The following is a 23,404-nucleotide window of genomic DNA, read 5'->3' as shown; positions in this document are numbered from 1 at the left end:
AGCGCATGGGCGAGACCCTGCGTGACCTGATCAGCGGCATCCGCGACGGCGTCACCCAGATCGCCAGCGCCGCCGAAGAACTCTCGGCCGTGACCGAAGAAACCAGCGCCGGGGTCAACAGCCAGAAAGTCGAGACCGACCAGGTCGCCACCGCCATGCACGAAATGGCCGCCACCGTGCAGGAAGTGGCGCGCAACGCCGAACATGCCTCGGCCGCCGCCACCGATGCCGACTCGCAAGCCCGTGCCGGTGATCAGGTCGTCGCCGAAGCCATCAGCCAGATCGAACGCCTGGCCGAAGAAGTACACCGTTCGACCGAGGCCATGGGGCTGCTGCAGCAAGAAAGCCAGAAGATCGGCAGCGTCATGGACGTGATCAAGTCAGTGGCCGAGCAAACCAACCTGCTGGCCCTGAACGCGGCCATCGAAGCGGCCCGGGCCGGTGAAGCCGGACGCGGTTTTGCCGTGGTGGCCGACGAGGTCCGGGGCTTGGCTCAGCGCACGCAAAAGTCCACCGAAGAGATCGAAGAATTGGTGGCCGGCCTGCAGAGCGGTACCCAGCAAGTGGCCAATGTGATGCTCGGCAGCCGCAACCTGACCGACAGCAGCGTCGAACTGACCCGCAAGGCTGGCGCCTCGCTGGAAAGCATCACTCGCACGGTGTCGAACATTCAGTCGATGAATCAGCAGATTGCCGCTGCGGCCGAACAGCAGAGCGCAGTGGCCGAACAAATCAGCCGCAGCATCCTCAACGTGCGCGATGTGTCGGAACAGACCGCGGCGGCCAGTGACGAAACTGCGGCCTCCAGTGTCGAGCTGGCCCGGTTGGGCAACCAGCTGCAGACCATGGTCAGCCACTTCCGGGTGTAAACGCATCGCGGGGCAAGTCGAGACGTCGCACCGCCGCTCCTACACAAAACCTGTGGAGCGGCGGTGCGACTTGCCCCGCGATCAACCGCCAGTGTTTATTTAACGACGTGTCCCACTCCCCGCCCACGCGGGTCGGATGCCGTCTCCAGCGCCGTGCCATTGACCCGGATCGCCTGGATGTCACCCATCTCCCAACCCTGGTCTTCCAGGGTGTAGCCCATCTTTTTCAGCTCGTCCGCCACCTTGCCGGTGAGCGGTGCATAGGCATCGAAGTAGATAGTGTCTTTAGGCAGCAACTGGTGATGAACCCGCTGCGCCGCCACGGCTTTCTCCAGTGGCAGGTTGTAGTCGTACAGGTTGTTCAGCACCTGGAAGATCGAGGTGAAGATCCGCGAACCACCCGGCGTCCCCAGCACCAGGGTGACCTTGCCGTCACGGGTGACCAGGGTCGGGGCCATGGATGAGAGCATGCGCTTGCCCGGCTCGATGGCGTTGGCATCACCGCCCACCACACCAAAGGCATTGGCGACACCTGGCTTGGAGCTGAAGTCGTCCATCTCGTCGTTGAGCAAGAAGCCTGCGCCCTTGACCACCACGCCACTGCCGTAGTCCCAGTTCAGGGTGTAGGTGTTGCTGACCGCGTTACCCTGCTTGTCGACGATGGAGAAGTGGGTGGTCTGGTGTGGTTCAAGGCCCGGGCGGACTTTCTCGGTTTCGGAAATGGCTGTCGGGTTGACCTCCTGGGCACGCTTGGCCAGGTAATCCTTGGCGATCAACTTATCCACAGGCACCTTGGAGAATGCCGGGTCGCCCAGGTAGTCGGCACGGTCGGCGAACACGCGCTTTTCGATTTCGGCCAGCAAGTGGATGTAGCGCGCCGAGTTCAGGTCAACGCCCTTGAAGTCGGCCGCACGGTTTTCCTTGATACCCAGCAGTTGGGCCAGGGCCACGCCGCCAGAGCTTGGCAGCGGTGCGGTGTAGACCACGTTGCCACGCCACTCGATACCCATCGGGTCACGCCATACCGCTTTGTAGTCCTTCAGGTCTTCCTTGCTGATCAGGCCTTTGTCAGCCTGCATCTGCGCCACCAGCAGGTCGGCGGTCTTGCCCTGGTAGAACTCGCTAACACCTTTGTCGGCAATGCGCTCCAGGGTTTGCGCCAGCTCCGGCTGCTTGAAGGTCTCGCCGACTTTCATGTTGCCGAAGTAGTCGTTGAAGTTGGTGCTGTCCTTGAACAGGCCCAGGGCATCTTCGCGGTACTGGTACTGCTTTTCAGCGATCTTGAAGCCGTTCTTCGCGTAGCCCACCGCCGGGGTGATCAGCTCGGCCCAGGGCAACTTGCCGAACTTCTGATGCGCCTCCCACAAGCCCATCACTGTACCCGGTACACCGGCGGCGCGGGCGCCGACCAGGCTCAGGTTCTCGATGATCTCGCCTTTTTCGTCCAGGTACATGTTGCGGCTGGCGGCTTTTGGCGCCACTTCGCGGTAGTCGAGGAAGTACGGCTTGCCGTCCATGTACAAGGTCATGAAACCGCCGCCGCCGATGTTGCCGGCTTCGGGATAGGTCACGGCCAGGGTGAACGCGGTGGCTACAGCGGCATCGACCGCGTTGCCACCTTTTTTCAGGATTTCGGCGGCCACCTGTGCACCATATTGATCAGGTGCGGCTACCGCGCCACCTTCCAGCGTCACGGCGTAAGCCGATGAACTGGCGATTATCGCGGCACTCAGGCCCAGGGTTCGGAACATCACAACGCGCATGAGAGCTTCCTTGGTGTTGTTTTCGTTGAACAGCCATTAAGGCTTATGTCCGAAAACTAATCAAACACCGCAAGAAAATGCGCCGCAGGCAGGCAGGTTTTGTCGCAGCCGGAGTAGTCAGCAGGCGTAGACCGCCAGTTTGTGCTGGATGAAATCGAGAAAGCACTGGATGCGCAGCGCCAACTGCGAGTTGCGGTAGTACACCGCATTGATCGGCTGGCGATAGCCGCTGTTGTACTCGCCGAGCACCACCTGGAGGCCGCCGGCGCGAATGTCTTCATGGGTCATGAAGTGCGACAGGCAAGCGATGCCCTCACCGGCCAGGGCCAGTTCGCGCAGGGTCTCGCCGCTGGACGCCGACAGGCTCGGGCGTATCAGCAAGCGGTCACCTTCGGCATGGCGCAGCGGCCAGTGGTTGAGGGTTTCGGTCTGGGTGAAACCAAGCAGCGCATGCGCCTGCAGGTCTTCGACCCGCTCGGGTGTGCCATGGCGCGCCAGGTAGGCGGGGCTGGCCAGCACATTCAACGGGCTGCATCCCAGCGAGCGGGCATGCAGGCTGGAGTCGGCCAGCTCGCCGATACGAATGGCGACGTCGGTGCTCTGCTCGATCAGGTCGATGATCAGGTCGCTGGTGTTGAGCTCCAGCTGGATCTGCGGATACAGCGCACGGAACTCGCCCACCCAGGGCACAATGGCGTGCAGCATGAAAGGCAAGGCAGCATTGATGCGCAGGCGGCCGGAAGGTGTCTGGTGGTGCACCGAGAGGTGCTCTTCGAGTTCGTCCATCTGCTGCAGGATCGACTTGGCCCGTTCGAAGAAAAACCGTCCCTCTTCGGTCAGGTCCATGCGCCGGGTGGTGCGGTTGATCAGCGTGGTGCCCAGCTTGGTCTCCAGGCGCGACAGGGTCCGGCTGATTGCCGAAGGCGTCTGCCCGCCCTGCTCGGCGGCAGCGGAAATCGAGCCGCACTCGATCACCGAGACGAATACCTGCAATTCATCGGACCTGGCTTTCACGGCTGTACCTTGGGGTGAGCAACAGCCGTGATAGATAGCCGCTTGGCGCGGCCAACGCAAGGACTCATCAGGCCGGTGTCTGGAAAACCCGGGCCAGGTGCTGCTCGTAGGCGGCCACGGCGGCCTCGACGTTCGGGCGCTTCATTACATCCACTGCCAGGTAGGTAGGCAAACCGCTCATACCGAGGAACTGGTTGGCCTTGTGGAACGGGAAGTACACCGCATCCACACCCTTGCCCTCGAAGAAATCGCTGGGGTCGTCAAAGGCTTGCTGCGGCGCGTTCCAGGTCAGCGACAGCATGTACTGCTTACCGTGGATCAGGCCGCCGCTGCCATACTTTTGCGAGGCATCGGAACGGGTGCGGCCATCGTTGGCGTACAGGCTGCCGTGGCCGGCGGTGAAGACTTCGTCCAGGTACTGCTTGACGGTCCAGGGCGCGCCCATCCACCAGCCGGGCATCTGGTAGATGATCACATCGGCCCAGAGGAATTTCTGCACTTCTTCGGCATTGTCGTAGCCACCGTCGATATAGGTGGTCTTGACGTCGAAGCCTGCACGGTCGAGGAACGCCAGTGCGGCCTCGTGCAGGGTCTCGTTCAGGCGACCGTCGGAGTGGGCGAATTTTTTACCGCCGTTGAGCAACAGGACCTTTTTCATCACTTGCCTCATCTGTCGTTCGATCCGTTGCTGTCTCATGGCGGCTGGGATCGGGTGAATTTGGATGGCGGCAGATTAGGGGTTCGCGAGCGTTGGAAAAACCACCTCGCAGGCAAAAGGCTTTTGACTAAAAAGCACGAATCTAGCACTCATTATTGAAATAAAATCAGGCTTCCCTACCAGAGGTCCACCTCATGAGCGAACCCTACGGCTTCATTCTCAAAGCCAAGACCCGCCCGGAAAAAGCCGAAGCGTTCGAGGCGCTGTTTCGTGCCTATGTCGAGCCTAGCCGTGCCGAACCCGGCTGCATCGAATACCACATGCTGCGCGACAAGGAAGACCCGAGCCTGTTCGTGTTCTACGAAATCTGGGCCAGCAAGGCTGCACTGGACATACACTCGGCCCTGCCCCATATGCAGCAGTTTTTCGAAACGCGCATGGAGTACCTGGAGCGCGACTTCGACATCCAGTTGGTCGAGATGCTCAGCCCGTCCTCGGCTAGCCGTTGAGCAACAAGTGCGCACCGAGCACCGCCAGGCCGATAAAGAAGCAGCGTTTGAACAGCACCGCACTGATGCGCTGACGCAGCCACTGGCCGCACAGCATGCCCAACAGCGCCGGCGCCAGCACCAGCAGTGATGCCCCCAGCGCCTCGGCGCCAAGCGCATCCTGACCGGCCAGGCCGACCGCCAGGGCCAGGGTCGAGACCGTGAACGACAGGCCCAAGGCCTGGACCATTTCGTCACGGTTCAGGCCCAGGCTCTGCAGATAGGGCACCGCCGGGATCACGAACACTCCGGTGGCCGCCGTCACCACCCCGGTGACCAGCCCACACAACGGCCCGAGCCAGGACTCCCGGCCCGGCGCCAGTCGCAGCCCAGGCCCGCACAGTCCGTAGACGGCATACACCAGCAGCGCGCCACCCAAGGCATGTGCCGCCCACTGACCGCTGTCGATCCCAAGCCACACGCTGCCCAGCAAGGTGCCGGCGAAGATCATCACCAACATCGGCCACAACCGTCGCAACAAGGCCAGCAAGTGCCCGCCGGCCGCCAGTTGCCAGAGGTTGGTCAGGGTGGAAGGCACAATCAGCAGCGCTGCAGCCTGCGTCGGGGCCATAGCCAGCCCGAGCAGGCCCATGGCGATGGTCGGCAGGCCCAGGCCAATCACGCCCTTCACCGCCCCCGCCAGCAAAAAGGTGAACACCACCAGCAGCGTCAGCGCCGGACCGATATCCTGATAAAAGCCGAGTAAGGTCGTCATGGGCCCATGCTGCCTGCAATGCGGGTGGCTGAAAATCTGCCATATACTGAGCCAGACTATTGCCCAGGCAGAGGCTCATGCATTTTGATCTGATCGACCTGCGACTGTTCAAGCACACCCTGGAGTGCGGCAATATCACCGCCGGCGCCCAGCGCAGCCACCTCTCGCTGCCCGCCGCCAGCGCGCGTATCCGCGCCATGGAAGCATCGCTCGGCACGCCCCTGCTCGAACGTAACCGCCGCGGGGTGCAGGCAACTCCGGCCGGCCAGGCGTTGCTGCAGCATGCACGCCTGATCGGCCAGCAGGTCGAGCGCTTGCAGTTCGACCTGGCCCAGCATGCCCAGGGCCTGCAAGGCCAGGTGCGGTTGTTGTGCAACACCGCAGCCCTCAGTGAATACCTGCCCGAACGGCTGGCAGGTTTCCTCGCCAACTACCCGGCTATCACCCTCGACATCCAGGAGCTGCCCAGCCTGCGCATCGTCCAGGCCATCACCCAGGGCGCGGCGGACATCGGCATCATCTCCACCGCTGTCACCAGCGAGCACCTGCAGACCCTGCCCTTTCACGACGACCCGCTGGTGCTGATCATGCCGCCAGCGCACCCACTGGCGACGCGCACCGACCTGCGCTTCGCAGACACCCTGGACTATGGTTTTGTCGGCTTGTCGAGCGACAGTGCCCTGACCCTGCACTTGGAAGAACAAGCCCTGCACCTGGGGCGGCGCTTGCAGATCCGGGTACGGGCCGAAGGCTTCGACGGCATGATCCGCATGGTCGCCCATGGCGCCGGGCTGGGCGTGGTGCCCTTGGCAGCGGTACACCGCTGGCAGGGCGTGCTGGCCTTGCACAACGTGGCCCTCAAGGAACCCTGGGGCCAGCGCCAACTGCTGTTGTGCGCCCGCGACTTCAGCACCTTGCCGGGCCATAGCCTGGCGTTGGTGCAACACCTGCGCCCTTAGGAGAACGACAGTGGACTTCACCTTCCCAGCCAGCCTTTCCAGCGCTGTTGCAGAGCAGTTGGCAGCGGCCTGCGCTGTACTCGAACGCCACCTCGGCGATACCCTGCAAGCCGTTCACTTGTACGGCTCGGCTACCGTTGGCGGGCTCAAGCCGGCCAGCGATCTTGACCTGCTGGTTACCGTAAGTGCGCCGCTGCCCGAGCCACTCAGGCGGACGTTGATGTCTGCCTTGCTCGCAGTTTCGGCGCCATCCGGTGGCCCGGTACGCGCCCTGGAAGTGACGGTTGTGGCCAAGGTTGATGTGCGGCCCTGGCACTACCCGCCACGGCGCGAACTGCAGTTTGGCGAATGGCTGCGCGACCAGGTGCTGGCCGGCCAGATCGAGCCCGCCCAGCTCGACCCGGACCTGGCAATCCTGCTGACCAAGGCCCGACAGCACAGCTTCTGCCTGCTGGGAGTGGCGGCGGCGGCCTGGTTCGAGCCTGTACCAAAGGCAGACCTGGCCCAGGCCTTCGCCGATACGCTTGCGCAATGGCAGACACCCGACGACTGGCGGGGTGATGAACTGACTGTGGTTCTGGCGTTGGCGCGTATCTGGTACAGCATGGAGACTGGCGCCATTGCGCCCAAGGACGTGGCCGCGACCTGGGTGCTGGAGCGCCTGCCTCCAGAGCAACAGGCCGTATTGAGACAGGCGCGCGATGCCTACCTTGGCCATGTCGAAAACAGCCTGGCTGATGATCTCGAGCAGGTTAGCGCTTTTGTGTACCACTGCAAGGCGCAGATCGAGCGCTCGACGTCGAACCCAGACAACTCCACCCCGTAGATCGGGCCTATGGTGACGGACCTTTGAGCCGATCCCATGGAGTTCACATGTCTGATTTCATCACCGTGCTGCGAGACACCTGCCCAACCCCCGTGCTGAACGCGACCCAGTGGAAACGCATCGGTGGCGACCCGCACACCGTGAACCTCAACGCCTACCTGTCCGAAGACGGTAGCAAGATCATGGGCACCTGGATCTGCACGCCAGGCAAGTTCGAGGTCAATTATGAAAAATGGGAGTACTGCCACTTTCTCGACGGCTACTGCGTGATCACCCCTGAAGGTGAGCAGCCGGTGCATCTGAAGGCGGGGGATGTGTTCGTGATCGAACCGGGGATGAAGGGGACCTGGGAGGTGGTGGAGACGGTACGCAAGTATTTTGTCTTTGCTTGAGTGAATTGATCGCGGGGCAAGCCTGCTCCTGCGGTAGGAGCGGGCTGGCCCCGCGATGCGGTGTTACTCCGGCTTGCGATAGCCCTCGACAATCGCCGAGAAGTCCTTGCCGCCGTCACCGCGCAGGCTCATCGCCTGGTACAGCTGCTGGGCCACGGCGCCCATGATCACCGGCTGGTGCGCCTGACGCGCCGCTTCGGTCGCCAGCCCCAGGTCCTTGAGCATCAGCTCGGCACCAAAGCCGCCGGTGTAGCCGCGTGAGGCCGGTGCCGTCTCGATAATGCCCGGCCACGGGTTGTAGGTGTCCGAACTCCAGCAGCGGCCGGTCGAGCTGTTGATGATCCCGGCCAGTACCTTGGTGTCGATGCCCAGGGCGTTACCCAGGGCCATGGCTTCAGACACTCCGACCATCGAGATGCCCAGCAGCAAGTTATTGCAGATCTTGGCGATCTGCCCGGTACCTACCGCACCACAATGGACGATATTGCGGCCCATCTGCGCCAGCACCGGCTGCAGGGTGGCGAACAGCTCGTCACTGGCGCCGACCATGAAAGTCAGGGTGCCGGCCGCTGCACCACCGGTGCCACCGGATACCGGCGCATCGGCCAGGTCGACACCTTGCTTGGCCGCTGCTACCGATACATCGCGGGCGGTCTGTGGGTCAATGGTGCTGCAGTCCACCACCGGCGTGCCTTTGCGCACACCAGCCAACACACCGTCTTCGCTCAGGTACACACCACGCACATGAGCGGCGGCCGGCAGCATGGTGATGACCATGTCGCTCTGCTGCGCGGCATCGCGTGGCGAGCTGCTGATCTGCCCGCCCAGTTCGGCAAGCTCGGCCAAAACGGTCTTGTTCAGGTCGAACAGGTTCAGTTGATGCCCGGCCTTGATCAGGTTGCGCGCCATGGGCGCGCCCATGTTGCCCAGGCCGATGAATGCAATACGCATGTTGAGCTCCTTAGCGCAGGCTGATGGTGGTGTTCACACCGTCGTTGACGCTGTCGTCATCGAACCAGCGACTGGTGACGGTCTTGGTCTGAGTGTAGAACTGCACCACTTGCTTGCCGTACGGCCCCAGGTCGCCAAGCTTGGAGCCGCGCGAACCGGTGAAGCTGAAGTAAGGAACCGGTACCGGGATCGGGATGTTGATACCGACCTGGCCGACGTCGATCTCGTTCTGGAACTTGCGCGCCGCCGCGCCGCTCTGGGTGAACAGGCCAGTGCCATTACCGAAGGGGTTGCGGTTGACCAGGGCGATGGCTTCATCGAGGGTGTCGACTTCCAGTACCACCAGCACCGGGCCAAAGATTTCCTGGGTGTAGATCTGCATGTCGGTGGTCACCCCGGAGAACAGGGTCGGACCAACGAAGTTGCCTTGCTCATAACCCGGCACGCTCACCTCGCGACCGTCGAGCTCAAGCGTGGCGCCTTCCTTGATGCCGCTCTCGATCAGGCCCAGGACACGCTCCTTGGCACGCTTGGAAATCAGCGGACCGACGTCGGTGCCGGGCTCGCTGCCTGCGTTGACCTTGAGCTTGGAGGCCAGCTCCTTGAGTTCTGGCAGCCACTCGCGGGCCTTGCCCACCAGCACTGCTACCGAGGTCGCCATGCAGCGCTGGCCAGCCGCGCCGAAGCCTGCTCCAACCAGGGCGTTGAGGGTCTGGGTACGGTTGGCATCAGGCAGCACCACCGCGTGGTTCTTGGCGCCCATCATCGACTGCACGCGCTTGCCGTGCTGGCCGGCCAGGTTGTAGACGTGGGTGCCTACTTCGGTGGAGCCGACGAACGAGATCGCCTTGATGTCGGTGTGGGTACACAGGGCATCGACCACCTGCTTGCCGCCGTGTACCACGTTGAGCACGCCGGCCGGCACACCGGCTTCCAGGGCCAGCTCGACGAGCATCATGGTCGACAGCGGGTCCTGCTCCGACGGCTTGAGCACGAAGGTGTTGCCGCAGACGATGGCCATCGGGAACATCCACAGCGGAATCATCGCCGGGAAGTTGAACGGGGTGATGCCCGCGCACACGCCGATAGGCTGGCGCAGGGTGTAGGTGTCGACACCGCCTGCGACGTTCTCGGCGAACTCGCCCATTTGCAGGCTGCCGATGCTGCAGGCGTGCTCGACCACTTCCAGGCCACGGAAAATGTCACCTTCAGCGTCGGCAATGGTCTTGCCCTGCTCGGCGCTGAGCACCACGGCGATGCGTTTGGAGTGTTCGCGGATCAGGGCCTGGAGCTTGAGCATGATGCGCATGCGGGCGCCGATCGGGGTGTCGCGCCAGGTCTTGAACGCACGCTGGCCGGCGGCGATAGCGGCATCGACTTCTTCGGCGGTGGCGAACGGTACACGGGCCAGCACTTGCTGGGTCGCCGGGTTGACCACGTCGCGCCATTCACTGGTTTTCGATTCGACCCACTGACCGTCGATCAGCAGCTTGACCTGCTCGACCTTGGTCTGGCCGGGAGTGAGGGATGCGTTCATGTGGGCTCTCCTGAAATTGTTGTTAGGAAGAGAACGCCGCCGGGTTTGCCACGACGGACGCTTGGGTCTGGGGCTTGTTTTGGAGTATAGATGTGCAAAGATCCAATAAGAACGCACATAAAAACCGGACCAACATGCAAAAAAACATCACCTCGCTGGGGTCGCTGAACTGGGACGACCTCAAGTTTTTCCTCGAAGTGGCCCGTACCCGCAAGGCCAGCGCAGCCGCCAAGCGCCTGGGCGTGGACTACACCACAGTGTCGCGTCGCATCAGTTCACTGGAAGTGTCGCTGGGAACGTTGCTGTTTGAAAAATCACGGACCAACGGCTTTGTCCTGACCGCCGAGGGCCAGCGTTTGCTCAGTTATGCCGAGTCCATCGAAAGCACCCTGCACATGGCGTGCGAGCAGGTGTCGGGGTCTGGCGTGGCGTTGTCCGGGCATGTACGCATGGGCTGTACCGAGGGCTTTGGCAGCTTTTTCGTCACTCCGCAGTTGAGCCACTTCGTCGATGCCTACCCGGCCATCTCGGTGGATATCCTGCCGCTGCCGCACTTCATCAGCCTGTCCAAGCGCGAAGCCGACATCGTCATCGCCCTGGAGCGTCCGGAACACGGGCCCTATGTGTGCTGCAAACTGTGCGACTACCGCCTGCGGCTTTACGCCACCCAGGACTACCTGGACAACCACGAGCCGATCACTCGCAGCAGCGACCTGGCCCAACATCAGTTCATCAGTTATGTCGACGACCTGGCCTTCAGCTCCGAACTGCTGTACCTGGCCAATGTGATACCGGCAGCCAGCGCCAACCTGCGCAGCACCAGCGTGATCGCCCAGTACGTGGCGGCTCAGCAGGGACGTGGCCTGGCGATTCTGCCGTGTTTTCTGGCCGCGCAGGATCCACGCCTGGTGGCGATATTGCCGGAGGAAGTGGAGATTACCCGGCAGTTCTGGATGTACTGCCGCGAGGACCTGCGCAAGTTGAAGCGGATCACCCTGTTGTGGGATTACATCCGCAACGTCACCGAGCGCAACGCGCCCCTGTTGATGGGCACGTCGCGCTCGATGGGTTTTGCCGATTAGTCGGAGGCGACGACGATGGCCACCCGTCGGTTTTCCATGCGCCCGGCACGGCTGGCGTTGCTGGCCACCGGCTCACTGCTGCCCAGGCCTCGGGTTTCGACATTTTCCGGGCGCATGCCAACCGAGGTCAGGACCTTGGCCACGCTGTTGGCCCGGCGCAGCGACAGTTGCTCGTTGTAGGCTGCCTTGCCGGTGGAGTCAGTGTGACCGTCGATCCGTACGCGCTGGATATCCACCGACAACAGCGACTTGCCAATGCGTTCGACAATGGCCTGGCTCTGGCTGTTGAGCGAGTCCAGGTCGCTGCCGAACAGCACCTTGCCGGACAGGCCGAATTCCCAGCCCTCGTCGGTCAGACGAAAGCCTTCCTGTTTGAGTACGGCAATCTGCTCAGCCGTCAGTCCTTTGGGCGGCACACTCTGGCAACCGGTCAAGGCCAACAACGCCAAGACCAGGAAGGTAAAGTGAAAACGCAGGTATCGACTCAAGTGTGTCACGGTTCAGCTCCTGTTTTTTTGATGGGCAGAGCACTCCGTCTCTGCCGTTTGCCACTGGCCGCGCGCAGTGCGCTTGGCCTGGTACATCGCCGCATCGGCGGCATTGAGTAAATCGGCGGGATTGCGGCCGTCATCCGGGAAGTAGGCGATGCCGACGCTCAATGAGGTGACGATGCTCTTGCCCTCGGCCAAGCCGATGGGCTGGCGCATGCTGATGATGATCTTCTCGGCGATGCGCTGGGCATCCTCGCGGCTGTGCAGGGGAGCCAGCAATACAGCGAATTCGTCACCGCCCAGACGCGCGACCAGGTCGTTTTCGCGCAGTTGCGAACGCACCCGCGCGGCGACGCTGACCAGCACTTCATCGCCGGCCGCATGCCCGTAGTTGTCGTTGATGTCCTTGAAGTTGTCGCTGTCGAGGAACAAAAGCGCCAGGTGCTCCTGGTGCTTGTTGGCGTTGCGCACGGAGCGGTTGAGCCGACCTTCGAAGTAGGCCCGGTTGGGCAGCCCGGTGAGGCTGTCGTGGCTGGCCTGGTGGGCGAGGCTCTCGTTCTCGCTCTGCAGGTGGTTCTGCCAGCTTTCAAGTTCGTCGAGCAAGGCATTGAAGTCGTTGCCCAGTTCATTGAGCTCGGCGATCTGTGCCGGTGGCACGCGCCGGTCAAAACTGCGCTCGCGGCGTGCCGCATGGGCCACGGTGGCCAGGCTGCGCAACGGCCCGACAATATCGCCGAACAGGCGCCGCGACAGGTACAACGCCCCCAACGCACTCAACACCGTGGAAAGCATGATGCCGGCCAGACCACTGAGCATGAAGCGCAACAGACTGCCGCCCTGCCCCACCAACTCGATGCGCCCGACCTGTCGGTCCTGGTGCAATACCGGCAGGATGATCGGCTCTTCCAACAGTGCTCGGGCTACCTGCTGCTCGATCTGAGCCATCAAGGTGTCTTCGCTGCGCTGCCAGCGGGCCAGCAGTTGATTACGGTGGTTGAATACCTTGGCGTCGGCCACCTCTTCGGTCGAGGCAATCATTGCCAGGGCTTCATTGGCGGCGCTGCTGTCATTGAACACCACGGCGGCTTCGACGGTGTAGTTGATCGATCGGGCGATCAGGTGCAAGTTGTGGTTGGCATACACCCGCAGCGCCAGTACGCCGAGTACGGTCAGCGAGATGCCGGCCAGACCCACCGCCAACAGCGCCACGCTCAAGTGTCGGCGGCCCAGGACAGATCGCAGGGTGGGGCGCTGGCGCACCCATTTAAGGCCCATCATGGCTGCGCCGCCCGACGCCGCGACAACTGCAGCACGCTGGGGTGAATGCGCACGCCGCTGCGCGCCACCGAATCGAGGTTGACCTCAAAGGCCACCTGCTGGTCGCTGACCCGCAAGCAGAACACGCTACCGACCGTACAGGGATCATTGGCCTCACTGATACTCAACACCGGGTGGCCCGTCACAGCGCTGAACAGCTGTGTACGTTCATCCTGGCTCAGTTGCCCCAGGTACATGGCGTCGCACTCGGTGACGATTCGTGGGTCGTTGGCCAGCAGTCGGCGCACTGCCACCGGGCGTCCGCTGGCCTGGGTGGTGCCCTTAACCAGGTCGTCGGCGTATTCGGTAGGGCCGACCAGGCACAGGCGCAGTTGCTCGGGCTCCACCGGCCAACGCGCATAACTGAGGATGCCGAGTACCACTTCGGTCACGGCTTTGGCGCGTTGCTCTGCCAGGGTCGAGGCTGAATCCGTCCCGGCATGGGCCAGCGCTCCGAACATCAACGGCAACGCGACCAGCAGCGAACGCCCCCGGTTCGTCACACGTCCCGATGTCGGGGCGGCCACTTTCATGAAGGAAATCTCTTGGAGTACTGCAGGATACTGTCGCAACGATAGCACAATGGGCGATTTGCCAGCGAGGGGGCAAGCCGGGGGCGGTCCGGTCATTTACCGGACCGCCACGCTTATACCTGCTTGAGCATCAACCCTGAGATCCGCTTGACCTTGCGCCGCACAGCGTCTTCAAACACACCCTGGCGTGGCTCGATCAACGTGAAGCAGGTCTTGGCACGGGTGATTCCGGTGTAGATCAGCTCTTTGGTCAGCACCGGATTCAACGCATCGGGCAGTACCAGCGCGGTATGGGTGAACTCCGAGCCCTGGGATTTGTGCACGGTCATGGCATACACCGTTTCCACCTCGTTGAGCCGGCTCGGCAGTACAAAGCGCACGCCACCACGACCATCGTTGCGGGCAAAGGCGACGCGCAGAACAGTGTGCCCGGGATGCTGCTCGTCCGGCAGGCGCAGGGCGATGCCAATATCGCCGTTCATCAGCCCCAGGCCATAGTCGTTGCGTGTCATCAGCACCGGACGGCCTTCGTACCAGGGCTGGTCAGCCGGAATCAAGCCGGCCGCCGCCAACACCCGGCCGACCCGCGCGTTAAGCCCTTCGACCCCCCACGGCCCCTTGCGCACCGCGCACAGCAGCTGGAAGGTCTCGAAGCCCTGCAGCACCACCATGGCCCAGGCTTCCCAGCGTGGATCATCGGCAGCAGTACCCACGGGCGGGCGCTGCCGACCGATGATCTGCAGGTAGCTTCGATAGCCCTGAGGATCCTGCTCCCCACGGCCCAACCCTTCCAGCAGCAGGCGATCCAGGGCGCGATCCTGCTCGCCGCGCAGGCTCAAGCCGAACACATCGTCCAGTTTGTCCTTGAGCAAAGCCCGCGCCTGCTCGGCATCTTGCTGGTTGACCAGGCGCGCCAGCCGACCGATACCGCTGGTTTCACCGAAACGCCGGGAAAACCGCAACATCACCACTTGCTGGGCCAACGGGTATTGCTCGGCCGTACCCGCTTCGAGCCCGCTACCGGTCAAGGTTTCGCCGCTGACCTGCTCCAGCCACGCCTGGGTCTGCGCACTGTAGCGCCCGGCCTCGGCATCCCGGCACAGATCGCCCAGTACCGCGCCGGCCTCCACCGACGCCAACTGGTCCTTGTCACCCAGCAGCACCAGGCGCGCATGGGGCGGTAGCGCTGCCAGCAGGTTGGCCATCATCTCCAGGTCAATCATCGACGCTTCGTCGACCACCAGCACATCCAGGGGCAATGGATTGCCGGCATGGTGACGAAAATGCCGTGAACCCGGGCGGCTGCCGAGCAAACGGTGAACAGTGGACACATCGGTAGGAATGTTTTCGCGCACTTGAGTGTCAACCGCCAGGCGTTCCACCTGCTGGCCGATGGACTCGGTCAAGCGCGCCGCCGCCTTGCCGGTGGGTGCCGCCAGGCGAATGCGCAAAGGACGCCCGGCCTCCACGGCCGGGGCCTGCAGCAAGGCCAGCAAGCGCACCACGGTGGTGGTCTTGCCGGTCCCGGGCCCGCCGGTAATGATGCTGAACGCCCCCCGGGTCGCCAGGGCACAGGCGAGCTTCTGCCAGTCCACCTGCCCCGCCGGGCCGCCACCTGCAAACAATTGCGCCAGGCGCACCGGCAAGTCCGCCGGACTGGGTTCGACCTGCTCCAGGCGTTGATGCAGGGCCTGGTCGATACTGCGCTCGTAGGCCCAGTAGCGACGCAGATACAGGCGCTGGCCGCTGAGCACCAGGGGCCTTGAGGCCTGTGTGGGGTGATCCGCGTCGGCTACCAGGCCGCTGCTGGCCAACCGTTGCAACCAGGTGCCCAGCACCAGGCGTTCGAGCAACTGCGAGGGCAGCAGCAACGGGCCGGCCAGGGCATCGCCTTCCGGCGGCAAGGACAGGGCAAAATCCGGCTCGGCCAGGGTTTCTCCCAAGTCCAGGCATACATGCCCATGGCCCAACTGATGGCTGGCCAGGGCAGCGGCCAGCAGTACCAGCGAATCACTGCCCGGCTCGCGCTCCTGCAAGAAGCCGACAAACGCGCGGTCCAGTGCCCGCAACCAACCTCGCTCGACCCATCGATCGAGCAGGGACAGCAGGTCGGCACTGTTGCTCAACGGCTCGAGCGCCGCCAGATGCCGGGCATCCAACGGTGTAGGCAGCAGGTCGTCGAGGGTACGGCTCATGATGCATCTCCCAGGAACAGGTCGTGTTGTTGCAAGGTGCTCGCGCCGCGGAACAGGTCATCGAGGCGTTCGATCAACTCCCGTGGCGGCTTGACGAAGTACAGGCCGCCCGACGCCGCATGCACGCCGCGCAGAAACACGAACAGTGCCCCGCCTACATGCAGGTCGTAATCGTAGTCCGGAAGGCGCGCCCGCAACTGGCGGTGCAGGGCCAGCAGGTACAACACATATTGCAGGTCGTAGCGGTGGGCGAGGATCGCCGCTTCCATCGCCTGCTCGCTGTAGGCCAGGTCATCCGGCCCTAGCCAGTTGGACTTGTAGTCGGCCACGTAATAGCGCCCGTCATGCTCGAAGGCCAGGTCGATGAAGCCTTTGAACATGCCATTGAGCTGGGCCGGTTGAGCAGCGACCCGACTCATGCCCTGATGAGTGAACTCGCAGACCAATCGGTCCAACTGGCCTACATCGACCTTGTGGCTGGCGAACCAGAACTCCATTTCGATCTGGTACTCGGACAATTGATTCAGGGCCGCTGGCGGACTGTCCGGCGCCAGGCTCATGGGCTGCACCAACAGCGCCTGCAGCCATGAGGTCAAGGTATTGATCCAGCCTGTCCAGTCTCGGCGGTTACAGCGTTGGCCGACGGTGCGCTGCAGTTTTTCCGGGTCGGCCGTCACCGGGTCGAAACCTTCGTGCCCCGCCCATTCAAGCAGGCCGTGCAAAAAGGTCCCGGGATTCGGGCCGCGAGGGAATCGGTGGATATCACCACTGCCAGGCGCCACTTCGCGCAGCTGTTGCGGGTCAGGCCGCTCGTCGTCGAGCAGGTGCTGCGCCTGGGAGCTGTCGGCGGTCAGCGGCAGTGACTCTTCACCGATACGCAACGCACTGTAGGAGGCGATCCACCAGTTTTCGGCGGCCCGGCGTTTCGGCTGGCGTACAGGCAGCAACTCAGCCGTATTGGCCGTGGCGCAGAAGACGTGGTCATCCGCATCGGGCATGACGTTGCTGGCGATGGCCGGGCAATTGGCTTGCAAGGTTTTCAGCCAGTCACTCAACTGCTCCGAGGACGCCAGTGGCGCGCCCCCTCCGAGCAGATAGCCCAGAGCCGAGCGGTGCAGCACCGAGCCTTTTACGTTGCCGCGCTTGAGGTCGGCCACGCCCAGCCAGCAGGCGTGCTGGGCACGGGTCAGGGCGACATAGAGCAGGCGCAGATCTTCAGCCAGACGCTCGTCATCGGACAGGGCGATCTGTTCGGCATCCGGGGTAAGGGTCAGGTGTGCCTGGCCGTCACTGTCATGCCAGCCCAGGGGCAAGCGCTGGCCATCCACCGGCTTGCTGGAACAGATGAATGGCAGGAACACCAGCGGGTATTCCAGGCCCTTGGACTTATGGATGGTCACTACCTTGACCAACTGCTCATCGCTTTCAAGGCGCAAAATCTGCTCTTCACCTGCCTGACCTGCGTTGGCCAGGTGTTCGCCCAGGTGACGGATCAATGCCTGCTCGCCATCAAGCTCGGTGGCTGCCTGCTGCAGCAGTTCGGCCAGGTGCAGCAGGTTGGTCAGCACACGCTCACCGTCGCTGTGAGCCATGAGCACCTGAGGCAGGTCGAAATCGTGAAGCAGGTGGCGCAACATCGGCAACACACCCTGGCTGCGCCAGATCATCCGGTACTGGCGAAACTGCATGACCCAGCGCTCCCAGACCCGCTCATCCTGATTCAGTTGCTCCAGGGCGGTCAGCGGCAAGTCGAGGGTGACGCTGGCAAGCGCGGCCTTGAGCAGGCGCTCGGCATCCGGCTCGGCACAGGCCTTGAGCCAGCTCAACAGGTCCCTGGCTTCCTGGGCGGCGAACACCGAGTCCTTGTCCGAGAGGTACACACTGCGCACGTCGCGCGCCGCCAGTTCGGCTCGAATCAACTGCGCTTCATGACCATCGCGCACCAGAATGGCGATGTCCGACGGCAGGCAACCACGCACGGTCTGATCGGCCTGAACAAAACCGCTGCGGCCCTGCTGCCCGCCATTGAGCAAGGCAACGATCTGACTGGCACAGCTGGCGGCCAGCTGTTGTCGGTAGACCGCACCGGACACCGGCTCTTCGCTTGCCAGCTGCCAGAGATTCAACGCCGCGACCGGTTGCCCGTCGATCTGCAAGTGCTCGCTACGGCCTTTGGCCTTGACTTCGACAAAGGGTACCGGGTTGTCATCCCCCTCCCGGAACAGAAATGCGCCACGCCCAAGCGCCCGGGCCTCGGCCTGCATGAACACGTGATTGACGGCCGTGACCATGGCCTGGCTGGAACGGTAGTTGGTGTCCAGGCTGTGAAGGCGCCCGGCGGTGGCGCGGCGAGCGCCCAGGTAAGTGAAGATATCGGCGCCACGGAAGGCATAGATCGCCTGCTTGGGGTCACCGATCATGAACAGGCCGGTGTCGTGTAGGTTTTCCTCGATGCGATAGATACGCTGGAAAATCCGGTACTGCACCGGGTCGGTGTCCTGGAATTCATCGATCAGGGCCACCGGGAACTGCTCGCGAATCAAGCCTGCCAGGCGCTCACCGGTGTCGCTGTGCAGGGCGTGATCCAGGCGCAGCAGCATGTCATCGAAGCCCATTTCGGCGCGCCGACGCTTTTCCGCTTCAAAGCGCGCACCGACCCAGACCGCCGCATGTTCGAGCAGGCAGGCGTCTGCCGTTGGCAAGCCCTGGAGTTGCTGGGCAAGGCCTTCCATCGCCTGCAATGCCGGGTGCTCGGGCGGCCCGCCCTTCCAGGCCTCGGCCATACCGGCGCGGGTCAGGCGGGTGAAGCCTGTGCCCAGGTCCAGATCCAGCGCTTGCTCATCCGTTGCCCAGGTCGCCAGTTTTTCGCACCAGGGCTCGAAGAAGCGTGCCTGCATCTTGCGGCCATCGACCTGCTTGGTGGCCACGCCGTCACGGCAAATCTGCAGCAACTCATCCGACCATTTGGCCCAGGGTGCCTTGAGCGCGCGCAGTTGCTCCGCACGTTGCTGCAAGACCGCTTCGATCAAGGCCTGGGGTTCTTCATCGTTGCTCAGGACGCGCTGGCGGCCGAACAGCGCACGCACTCGCGGCAGCAAGTCCTGGGGGCTGACCCAGTGGGCGCGAACCCAGGCCAGTGCCTCACCTTGCATGCCGTAGCAGAACCGGCGCCAGTAATCGCGCATGACCTGCCCGAGCAACTCGCTGTGGTCGGTTTCCAGACGCTGGGTGAACAGGCTGCCGCTGTCGAACGCATGTTCGCGCAGCATGCGCTGGCACCAACTGTGAATGGTCGATACGGCGGCTTCGTCCATCCATTGGGCCGCCACGTCCAGTCGATTGGCGCAGGCACTCCAGAGCTCGGGTGAATAATCGTCGCGCAGTTGCTGGAGCAGCGGATCGGCTTCCGACAACTCGCTGCGAAAGTACCGCGCCGCTTCGGCAAGGCGGGTGCGGATACGCTCGCGCAGCTCCTTGGTCGCGGCATCAGTGAAGGTCACCACCAGAATCTGCGGCGGCAATAACTCACGACCAAAGCCCTGTTCGCCGCCATGGCCGAGCACCAGCCGCAGGTACAGGGCAGAGATGGTGAAGGTCTTGCCGGTACCGGCGCTGGCTTCGATCAACTGGCTGCCATGCAGGGGAAAGGTCAGTGCCAGGGGTGCTGCGCGACTCATTGGCCGGCCTCCTCATTGCCCAAGGTCTGCCAGGGCGCATCGAACATCGGACGGTACAACGCCTCACACCAGCCTTCGAACTCTTCGCTGGCGCTCAGGGCGGCAAAATCGGGGAACTGACGGGCCAGCGCAGTACTTTCGCTACGCTCGCCGGCGCTGTTGCGACCATCGCCTTCGTATTGCTTGAGCGCTGCCGCCTGCGCTTTGTCGGGATCACTCTGGGCCAGCCAGGCGAAGGCCGTCTTGACCGCCACCGGTAACGGCGCGCACATCCCGGTCTGGCGGGCCAACAGCAAGTAACCCAGCAATTCGGCGGCCTGCGATTGCTCGAGAGGGGGAAGCAGCAAGGTGACGTCGGTCGCCACTACGGCGCTATGCAGTGGCAGGCCCACGGCGCAGGCAGCCAGGTGTGTCACCCAGGTGGCCGTCAGCCGATGCCACTTGCGGGTCCGGCCGCTGCTGATGGTGTTGGGAACGGTGGTAATACTCAACAAGGACTGATCGTCCCCCTGGTATACCCGGCCAAGCCACCCCTCAAGCGTAAGCTGGCGGTGCTCGAAGCGAATCGGCAAGGCGCTGTCCAACGGCGTGGGCCATTGGCGCAACAACTGTTGGTGGCGCTGCAGCAGGTCTGGCAGGGGCTCGATCAACTCTGCCTGCAGGCACTCACCGAAACCTGCCAGAGGCAGCATGCCGCTACCCTGCAAGCGGCGAGCCTGGGCGTGCAACGCCTGAGCTGCATCGTCCGGTGCTGCCAGTGCGGCATCGAGCAGGCTTGCGCTGAGGCTGTAGCGCTCGAGGGAATCAAGCACGAAAGGTTCTTCGTCGGGTAGCGGGGCCTGGGCCGATTCAAAGAAGACTTTCAGGCGCTGGCTGAAGAAGTGCTGCACCGGACGACGCAGAAAGTCCTGCAGCAGGTTCAGGCTCAACGCCTCGTCACCGACATAAGGCGGCAGCTCATCTTCCGGCTTCACCTTGTCCTCGCCAGGCTGGTGCAGTGAATGCCATTCGCGCGCATAGCTGAACAGGTTGCTGCCCTTGAGGTAGTAGCGGCTGCTGAAGGGCTGCAGTGGATGTTCGACGGTCAGTGCGTGGAGCAGTTGCTCACCCGCATCGAGTTTGCTGCTGGCATCGGCACGGGCCAGGCGCCAACCGGCTGCCAGGTGGTCGCGCAACTGCCCGATCAACACGGAAGCCGGTCGCTCGCTGTTATCACGAATGCTGCGTCCGACCCAACTGACATACAGCTGCTCACGCGCCGAGAGCAACGCTTCGAGCAGCAAGTAGCGATCGTCCTCGCGGCGCGAGCGGTCACCAGGGCGGTAATCGCTGCCCATCAGGTCGAAGTCCAGCGGCGGTTGCGCGCGCGGGTAATCGCCATCGTTCATGCCCAGCAGGCACACCACCTTGAACGGAATCGCCCGCATCGGCATCAACGTGCAGAAGTTGACCGAGCCGGCCAGGAAACGCTGGGACAAGCGTCCTTGATCCAGCCCGGCCAGCCAGGCTTCCCGCACGACTGTCAGCGGCAACTGGTCTTGCAGTGCAACCGACTCGCAGGTCTGCAACCAGGTTTCGCGCAGGGTGTGCAGCTGCACCAGCAGGTAGTCGTCGTGTTCATTCTCGGCGAGGAAGAACACTTGCAACAGGGCATGCAGGCGCTCGCCCCACTGGCTGGCTGTGGCCGGTACAGAGAGCTGTTGGTAGGCCACTTCAAGGGCATCGAGCAAGGCCACCAGCGGGCCGATCAATGCCGCATCCAGACCGCCGATTTCATCGTAGGGCTCGATACCGTCACAGGCTTCGCCAACACCGACGGCATAGCCCAGCAACATGCGGCGCAAGCCAAATCGCCAGCTGTTCTGTTCCAGGTCCGAAGGCAGGCCAAGGCTTGCCCGCTGCTCGGCATTGAGCCCCCAGCGGATGCCGGCCCCTTCGATCCAGCGATGCAGGGTCGGCAGATCGCTTTCCTTGATGGCGAACCGAGCCCGCAAGGCGGGGACGTCGAGCAGGTCGAGCACTTCGCTGACCGAGAAGCGGCTGTCCGGCAACTTGAGCAGGTGCTCCAGGGCAATCAGCAACGGATCGCGCCCGCGCTGGCCCTGGTCAGTCAGGGTGTAAGGAATGTAGCGGGCGTCATCACGCTCCAGCTGGCCGAACACGGCGCGGATGTGCGGCGCGTAGGTGTTGATGTCCGGCAGCATGACGATGACATCGCGAGGCCGCAGGTGCGGGTCGGCGCTGAAGCGAGCCAACAGCTGGTCGTGAAGAATCTCGACCTCGCGCTGCGGGCTATGGGCGATGTGGAAGCGTACCGAGCGATCCTTGGCAGGATCGACGTCTGGCCAGCGCTCGCGGGTTTCGGCCAGCGGACGTAGCTCCAGGATGTCGTCCTGCAACTCATTGAGCAGGGTCTTGGGGTCGCTGTCGCTGAACAGGTCGATGCGACCTTCGCTGAAAGCTGCGCGGTAGCTGCCGGGGTCGTCATAGCTGTCGAGCAAGTTGATGTAGTCGCGCCCTTGCTTGCCCCAGGCGGCCAGCAGCGGGTGAGCATGCTGGTGCAGGGATTGGGCGTCGATCAGGTTGGGCATGCCTTGCTTGCGCTGCTGGCGTTTGTACTGGTGGCGGAGCAGGTCTTTGTCGGCAACGATGTCGGCCCAGTGGTGACGGCAGGGGTTATGCACGCAGAGCAGCACCTGGCTGAAACGGGCCAGGCCAGCCAGCGCTTCCAGCGCTTGTGCCGGCAGCGATGAAATCCCAAAGACGATCACCCGTGAAGGAAGCCCTGGCGGGGCTGTTTCGAGGCTGTTGATGCGTTCGACAAACCGTTGGTGTACCCCGGCACGGCTCTGGGCCATACCCTCTTCCCCGACATCCACCAACAGTGCTCGCCAAAGCTCGGCTTGCCAGCAGTTGGCGAGAGGCAGTGGCTTGGCCTCGCCCCGGGCGGTATTGAGCACATGCCGGCCAGCAGCCCAATCCTTCAGCCAGTCGGCCCGGTAGACCTGGTATTGGTCGAACAGGTCGGCCAGGCGCTCGGCCAACTGATAGCGCTTGCGCAGATCGGTGTCGTCATTGAGGAAGCGCTGCAGGGGTTCAAAATGCGGCTTGTCGATGACTTCCGGCAGCAGGCGCATCAGGCGCCAGGTCAGGGGGGCTTTGTCGAGCAGGGAAACTTCCGGGATCTCGTCGCGCCCCAGCACTCGGCGGTACAACTGCCACATGAAGCTACCAGGCAGTTGCACTTCGATGGCTGCCGCAATACCGCAGCCGCCTGAATCATCGTCTTCGGGATCTTCAGCCAGGGCCAGTTTCAGCCACTGGGCGATGCCGTTGCTCTGCACCAGGGCAATCTCGTTTTCCAGCGGCTTGAGAGGGTAGCGCCGCATCCAACTGACAACCAGACTGCGCAATTCGTCCAGGCGATTGCCGTGGACCACCATGAATCCTGGAAGCAATGGATTTACGTGCGGCATTGGACATCCTTGAGCGTGCGGGCAGGGGGAAACGATATCATGAGGGAGCGGCGCTGCGGCTGCAGGGCCATAAAAGACAAAACCCCTACCTGCGTGTGCAGATAGGGGTTTCGGAATTTAATCTTGACGATGACCTACTCTCACATGGGGAAACCCCACACTACCATCGGCGATGCATCGTTTCACTGCTGAGTTCGGGATGGGATCAGGTGGTTCCAATGCTCTATGGTCGTCAAGAAATTCTGTGTACCGGACCGTCTTTCGACACTCCAGCAAATCGGGTATGTGATGATTGTGAGCTGCAAACTTTCGGTTCGTTTCGTCTTCACAACACCGCAATCTGGTCATTCGACGCAAATTGCTTGGGTGTTATATGGTCAAGCCTCACGGGCAATTAGTAT

18 protein-coding genes and 1 rRNA gene are annotated in these 23,404 nt (G+C 63.0%); 6 read left to right on the top strand and 13 right to left on the bottom strand.

The annotated features are described in order from the left end of the window. Positions 1 to 5 precede the first annotated feature (5 nt). Complete coding sequence (locus H621_RS29240) at positions 6 to 869, top strand: methyl-accepting chemotaxis protein (RefSeq protein ID WP_425337421.1); 864 nt, start codon at positions 6 to 8, stop codon at positions 867 to 869. A gap of 95 nt (positions 870 to 964) precedes the next feature. Here H621_RS29240 and ggt read toward each other — a convergent pair whose 3' ends face one another. From ggt to mdaB, 3 genes are all read right to left on the bottom strand, one after another. After that, entirely contained in the window at positions 965 to 2,632 is a 1,668-nt protein-coding gene (ggt, locus tag H621_RS0113990) for a gamma-glutamyltransferase (protein WP_028944006.1), read from the bottom strand. A 117-nt stretch (positions 2,633 to 2,749) separates the two neighbouring features. Further along, complete coding sequence (locus tag H621_RS0113985; protein WP_028944005.1) at positions 2,750 to 3,646, bottom strand: LysR family transcriptional regulator; 897 nt, start codon at positions 3,644 to 3,646, stop codon at positions 2,750 to 2,752. A gap of 67 nt (positions 3,647 to 3,713) precedes the next feature. Continuing rightward, the gene (mdaB, locus tag H621_RS0113980) at positions 3,714 to 4,304 is read right to left on the bottom strand and encodes an NADPH:quinone oxidoreductase MdaB (protein ID WP_028944004.1); all 591 of its coding nucleotides are present in this window, start codon (positions 4,302 to 4,304) and stop codon (positions 3,714 to 3,716) included. Positions 4,305 to 4,498: 194 nt separating this feature from the next. On the opposite strand from mdaB, the gene H621_RS0113975 reads away from it, so the two are divergent. Then, positions 4,499 to 4,813: a putative quinol monooxygenase gene (locus H621_RS0113975; protein WP_028944003.1), complete on the top strand. Its 315-nt coding sequence runs from the start codon at positions 4,499 to 4,501 to the stop codon at positions 4,811 to 4,813. Here the strand turns inward: H621_RS0113975 and H621_RS0113970 are convergent. Continuing rightward, on the bottom strand, positions 4,803 to 5,567 hold the full coding sequence (locus H621_RS0113970; RefSeq protein ID WP_028944002.1) for a sulfite exporter TauE/SafE family protein: 765 nt from the start codon (positions 5,565 to 5,567) through the stop codon (positions 4,803 to 4,805). The genes H621_RS0113975 and H621_RS0113970 overlap by 11 nt on opposite strands. Before the next feature lie 77 nt (positions 5,568 to 5,644). Between H621_RS0113970 and H621_RS0113965 the strand changes: the two genes are divergently transcribed. Genes H621_RS0113965 through H621_RS0113955 form a run of 3 tightly spaced genes read left to right on the top strand, consistent with a single transcriptional unit; the run spans position 5,645 to position 7,744 of the window. After that, positions 5,645 to 6,526, top strand: coding sequence for a LysR family transcriptional regulator (locus H621_RS0113965; protein WP_028944001.1), 882 nt, complete (start codon positions 5,645 to 5,647; stop codon positions 6,524 to 6,526). A gap of 10 nt (positions 6,527 to 6,536) precedes the next feature. Continuing rightward, positions 6,537 to 7,352, top strand: coding sequence for an aminoglycoside adenylyltransferase family protein (locus tag H621_RS0113960; protein WP_028944000.1), 816 nt, complete (start codon positions 6,537 to 6,539; stop codon positions 7,350 to 7,352). A 47-nt stretch (positions 7,353 to 7,399) separates the two neighbouring features. Then, a complete protein-coding gene (locus tag H621_RS0113955) occupies positions 7,400 to 7,744 on the top strand; it encodes a cupin domain-containing protein (protein WP_028943999.1) in 345 nt (114 codons plus the stop codon). Positions 7,745 to 7,807: 63 nt separating this feature from the next. Here the strand turns inward: H621_RS0113955 and mmsB are convergent, their stop codons facing one another. Together mmsB and H621_RS0113945 are read right to left on the bottom strand one after the other, a co-directional pair. Next, positions 7,808 to 8,695 carry a 3-hydroxyisobutyrate dehydrogenase gene (mmsB, locus tag H621_RS0113950; RefSeq protein WP_028943998.1) on the bottom strand — a complete coding sequence of 296 codons (888 nt, stop codon included), beginning with the start codon at positions 8,693 to 8,695 and terminating at the stop codon, positions 7,808 to 7,810. A gap of 10 nt (positions 8,696 to 8,705) precedes the next feature. Then, positions 8,706 to 10,232 carry a CoA-acylating methylmalonate-semialdehyde dehydrogenase gene (locus tag H621_RS0113945; protein ID WP_028943997.1) on the bottom strand — a complete coding sequence of 509 codons (1,527 nt, stop codon included), beginning with the start codon at positions 10,230 to 10,232 and terminating at the stop codon, positions 8,706 to 8,708. A gap of 134 nt (positions 10,233 to 10,366) precedes the next feature. Between H621_RS0113945 and H621_RS0113940 the strand changes: the two genes are divergently transcribed. After that, entirely contained in the window at positions 10,367 to 11,314 is a 948-nt protein-coding gene (locus H621_RS0113940) for a LysR family transcriptional regulator (protein ID WP_028943996.1), read from the top strand. Here the strand turns inward: H621_RS0113940 and yfiB are convergent. The 7 genes from yfiB to rrf all read right to left on the bottom strand — a co-directional run bounded on the left by yfiB (position 11,311) and on the right by rrf (position 23,240). Further along, positions 11,311 to 11,811, bottom strand: coding sequence for an outer membrane lipoprotein YfiB (gene yfiB / locus H621_RS0113935; RefSeq protein ID WP_028943995.1), 501 nt, complete (start codon positions 11,809 to 11,811; stop codon positions 11,311 to 11,313). The two genes, H621_RS0113940 and yfiB, sit on opposite strands and share 4 nt — an antisense overlap. Positions 11,812 to 11,814: 3 nt before the next feature. After that, a complete protein-coding gene (gene dgcN, locus H621_RS0113930) occupies positions 11,815 to 13,080 on the bottom strand; it encodes a diguanylate cyclase DgcN/YfiN (protein ID WP_028943994.1) in 1,266 nt (421 codons plus the stop codon). After that, on the bottom strand, positions 13,080 to 13,655 hold the full coding sequence (yfiR, locus tag H621_RS0113925; protein ID WP_028943993.1) for a regulatory sequestration protein YfiR: 576 nt from the start codon (positions 13,653 to 13,655) through the stop codon (positions 13,080 to 13,082). The genes dgcN and yfiR overlap by 1 nt, the downstream gene beginning before the upstream one ends. Positions 13,656 to 13,768: 113 nt before the next feature. Then, positions 13,769 to 15,850: an exodeoxyribonuclease V subunit alpha gene (gene recD / locus H621_RS0113920; RefSeq protein WP_028943992.1), complete on the bottom strand. Its 2,082-nt coding sequence runs from the start codon at positions 15,848 to 15,850 to the stop codon at positions 13,769 to 13,771. Further along, positions 15,847 to 19,527 carry an exodeoxyribonuclease V subunit beta gene (gene recB, locus H621_RS0113915; RefSeq protein ID WP_028943991.1) on the bottom strand — a complete coding sequence of 1,227 codons (3,681 nt, stop codon included), beginning with the start codon at positions 19,525 to 19,527 and terminating at the stop codon, positions 15,847 to 15,849. The genes recD and recB overlap by 4 nt, the downstream gene beginning before the upstream one ends. Continuing rightward, positions 19,524 to 23,003 carry an exodeoxyribonuclease V subunit gamma gene (gene recC / locus H621_RS0113910; protein ID WP_028943990.1) on the bottom strand — a complete coding sequence of 1,160 codons (3,480 nt, stop codon included), beginning with the start codon at positions 23,001 to 23,003 and terminating at the stop codon, positions 19,524 to 19,526. Before recC ends, recB begins: the two co-directional genes overlap by 4 nt. 121 nt (positions 23,004 to 23,124) lie before the next feature. Beyond that, a 5S ribosomal RNA gene (gene rrf / locus H621_RS0113905) occupies positions 23,125 to 23,240 on the bottom strand. Between the last annotated feature and the right edge of the window lie 164 nt (positions 23,241 to 23,404).

The sequence above is a fragment of the Pseudomonas vranovensis DSM 16006 genome, from assembly GCF_000425805.1.
GTDB lineage: Bacteria > Pseudomonadota > Gammaproteobacteria > Pseudomonadales > Pseudomonadaceae > Aquipseudomonas > Aquipseudomonas vranovensis.
The sequence above is the reverse complement of the archived record's forward strand: the minus strand, read 5'-3'. Positions and strand labels throughout refer to the sequence as shown.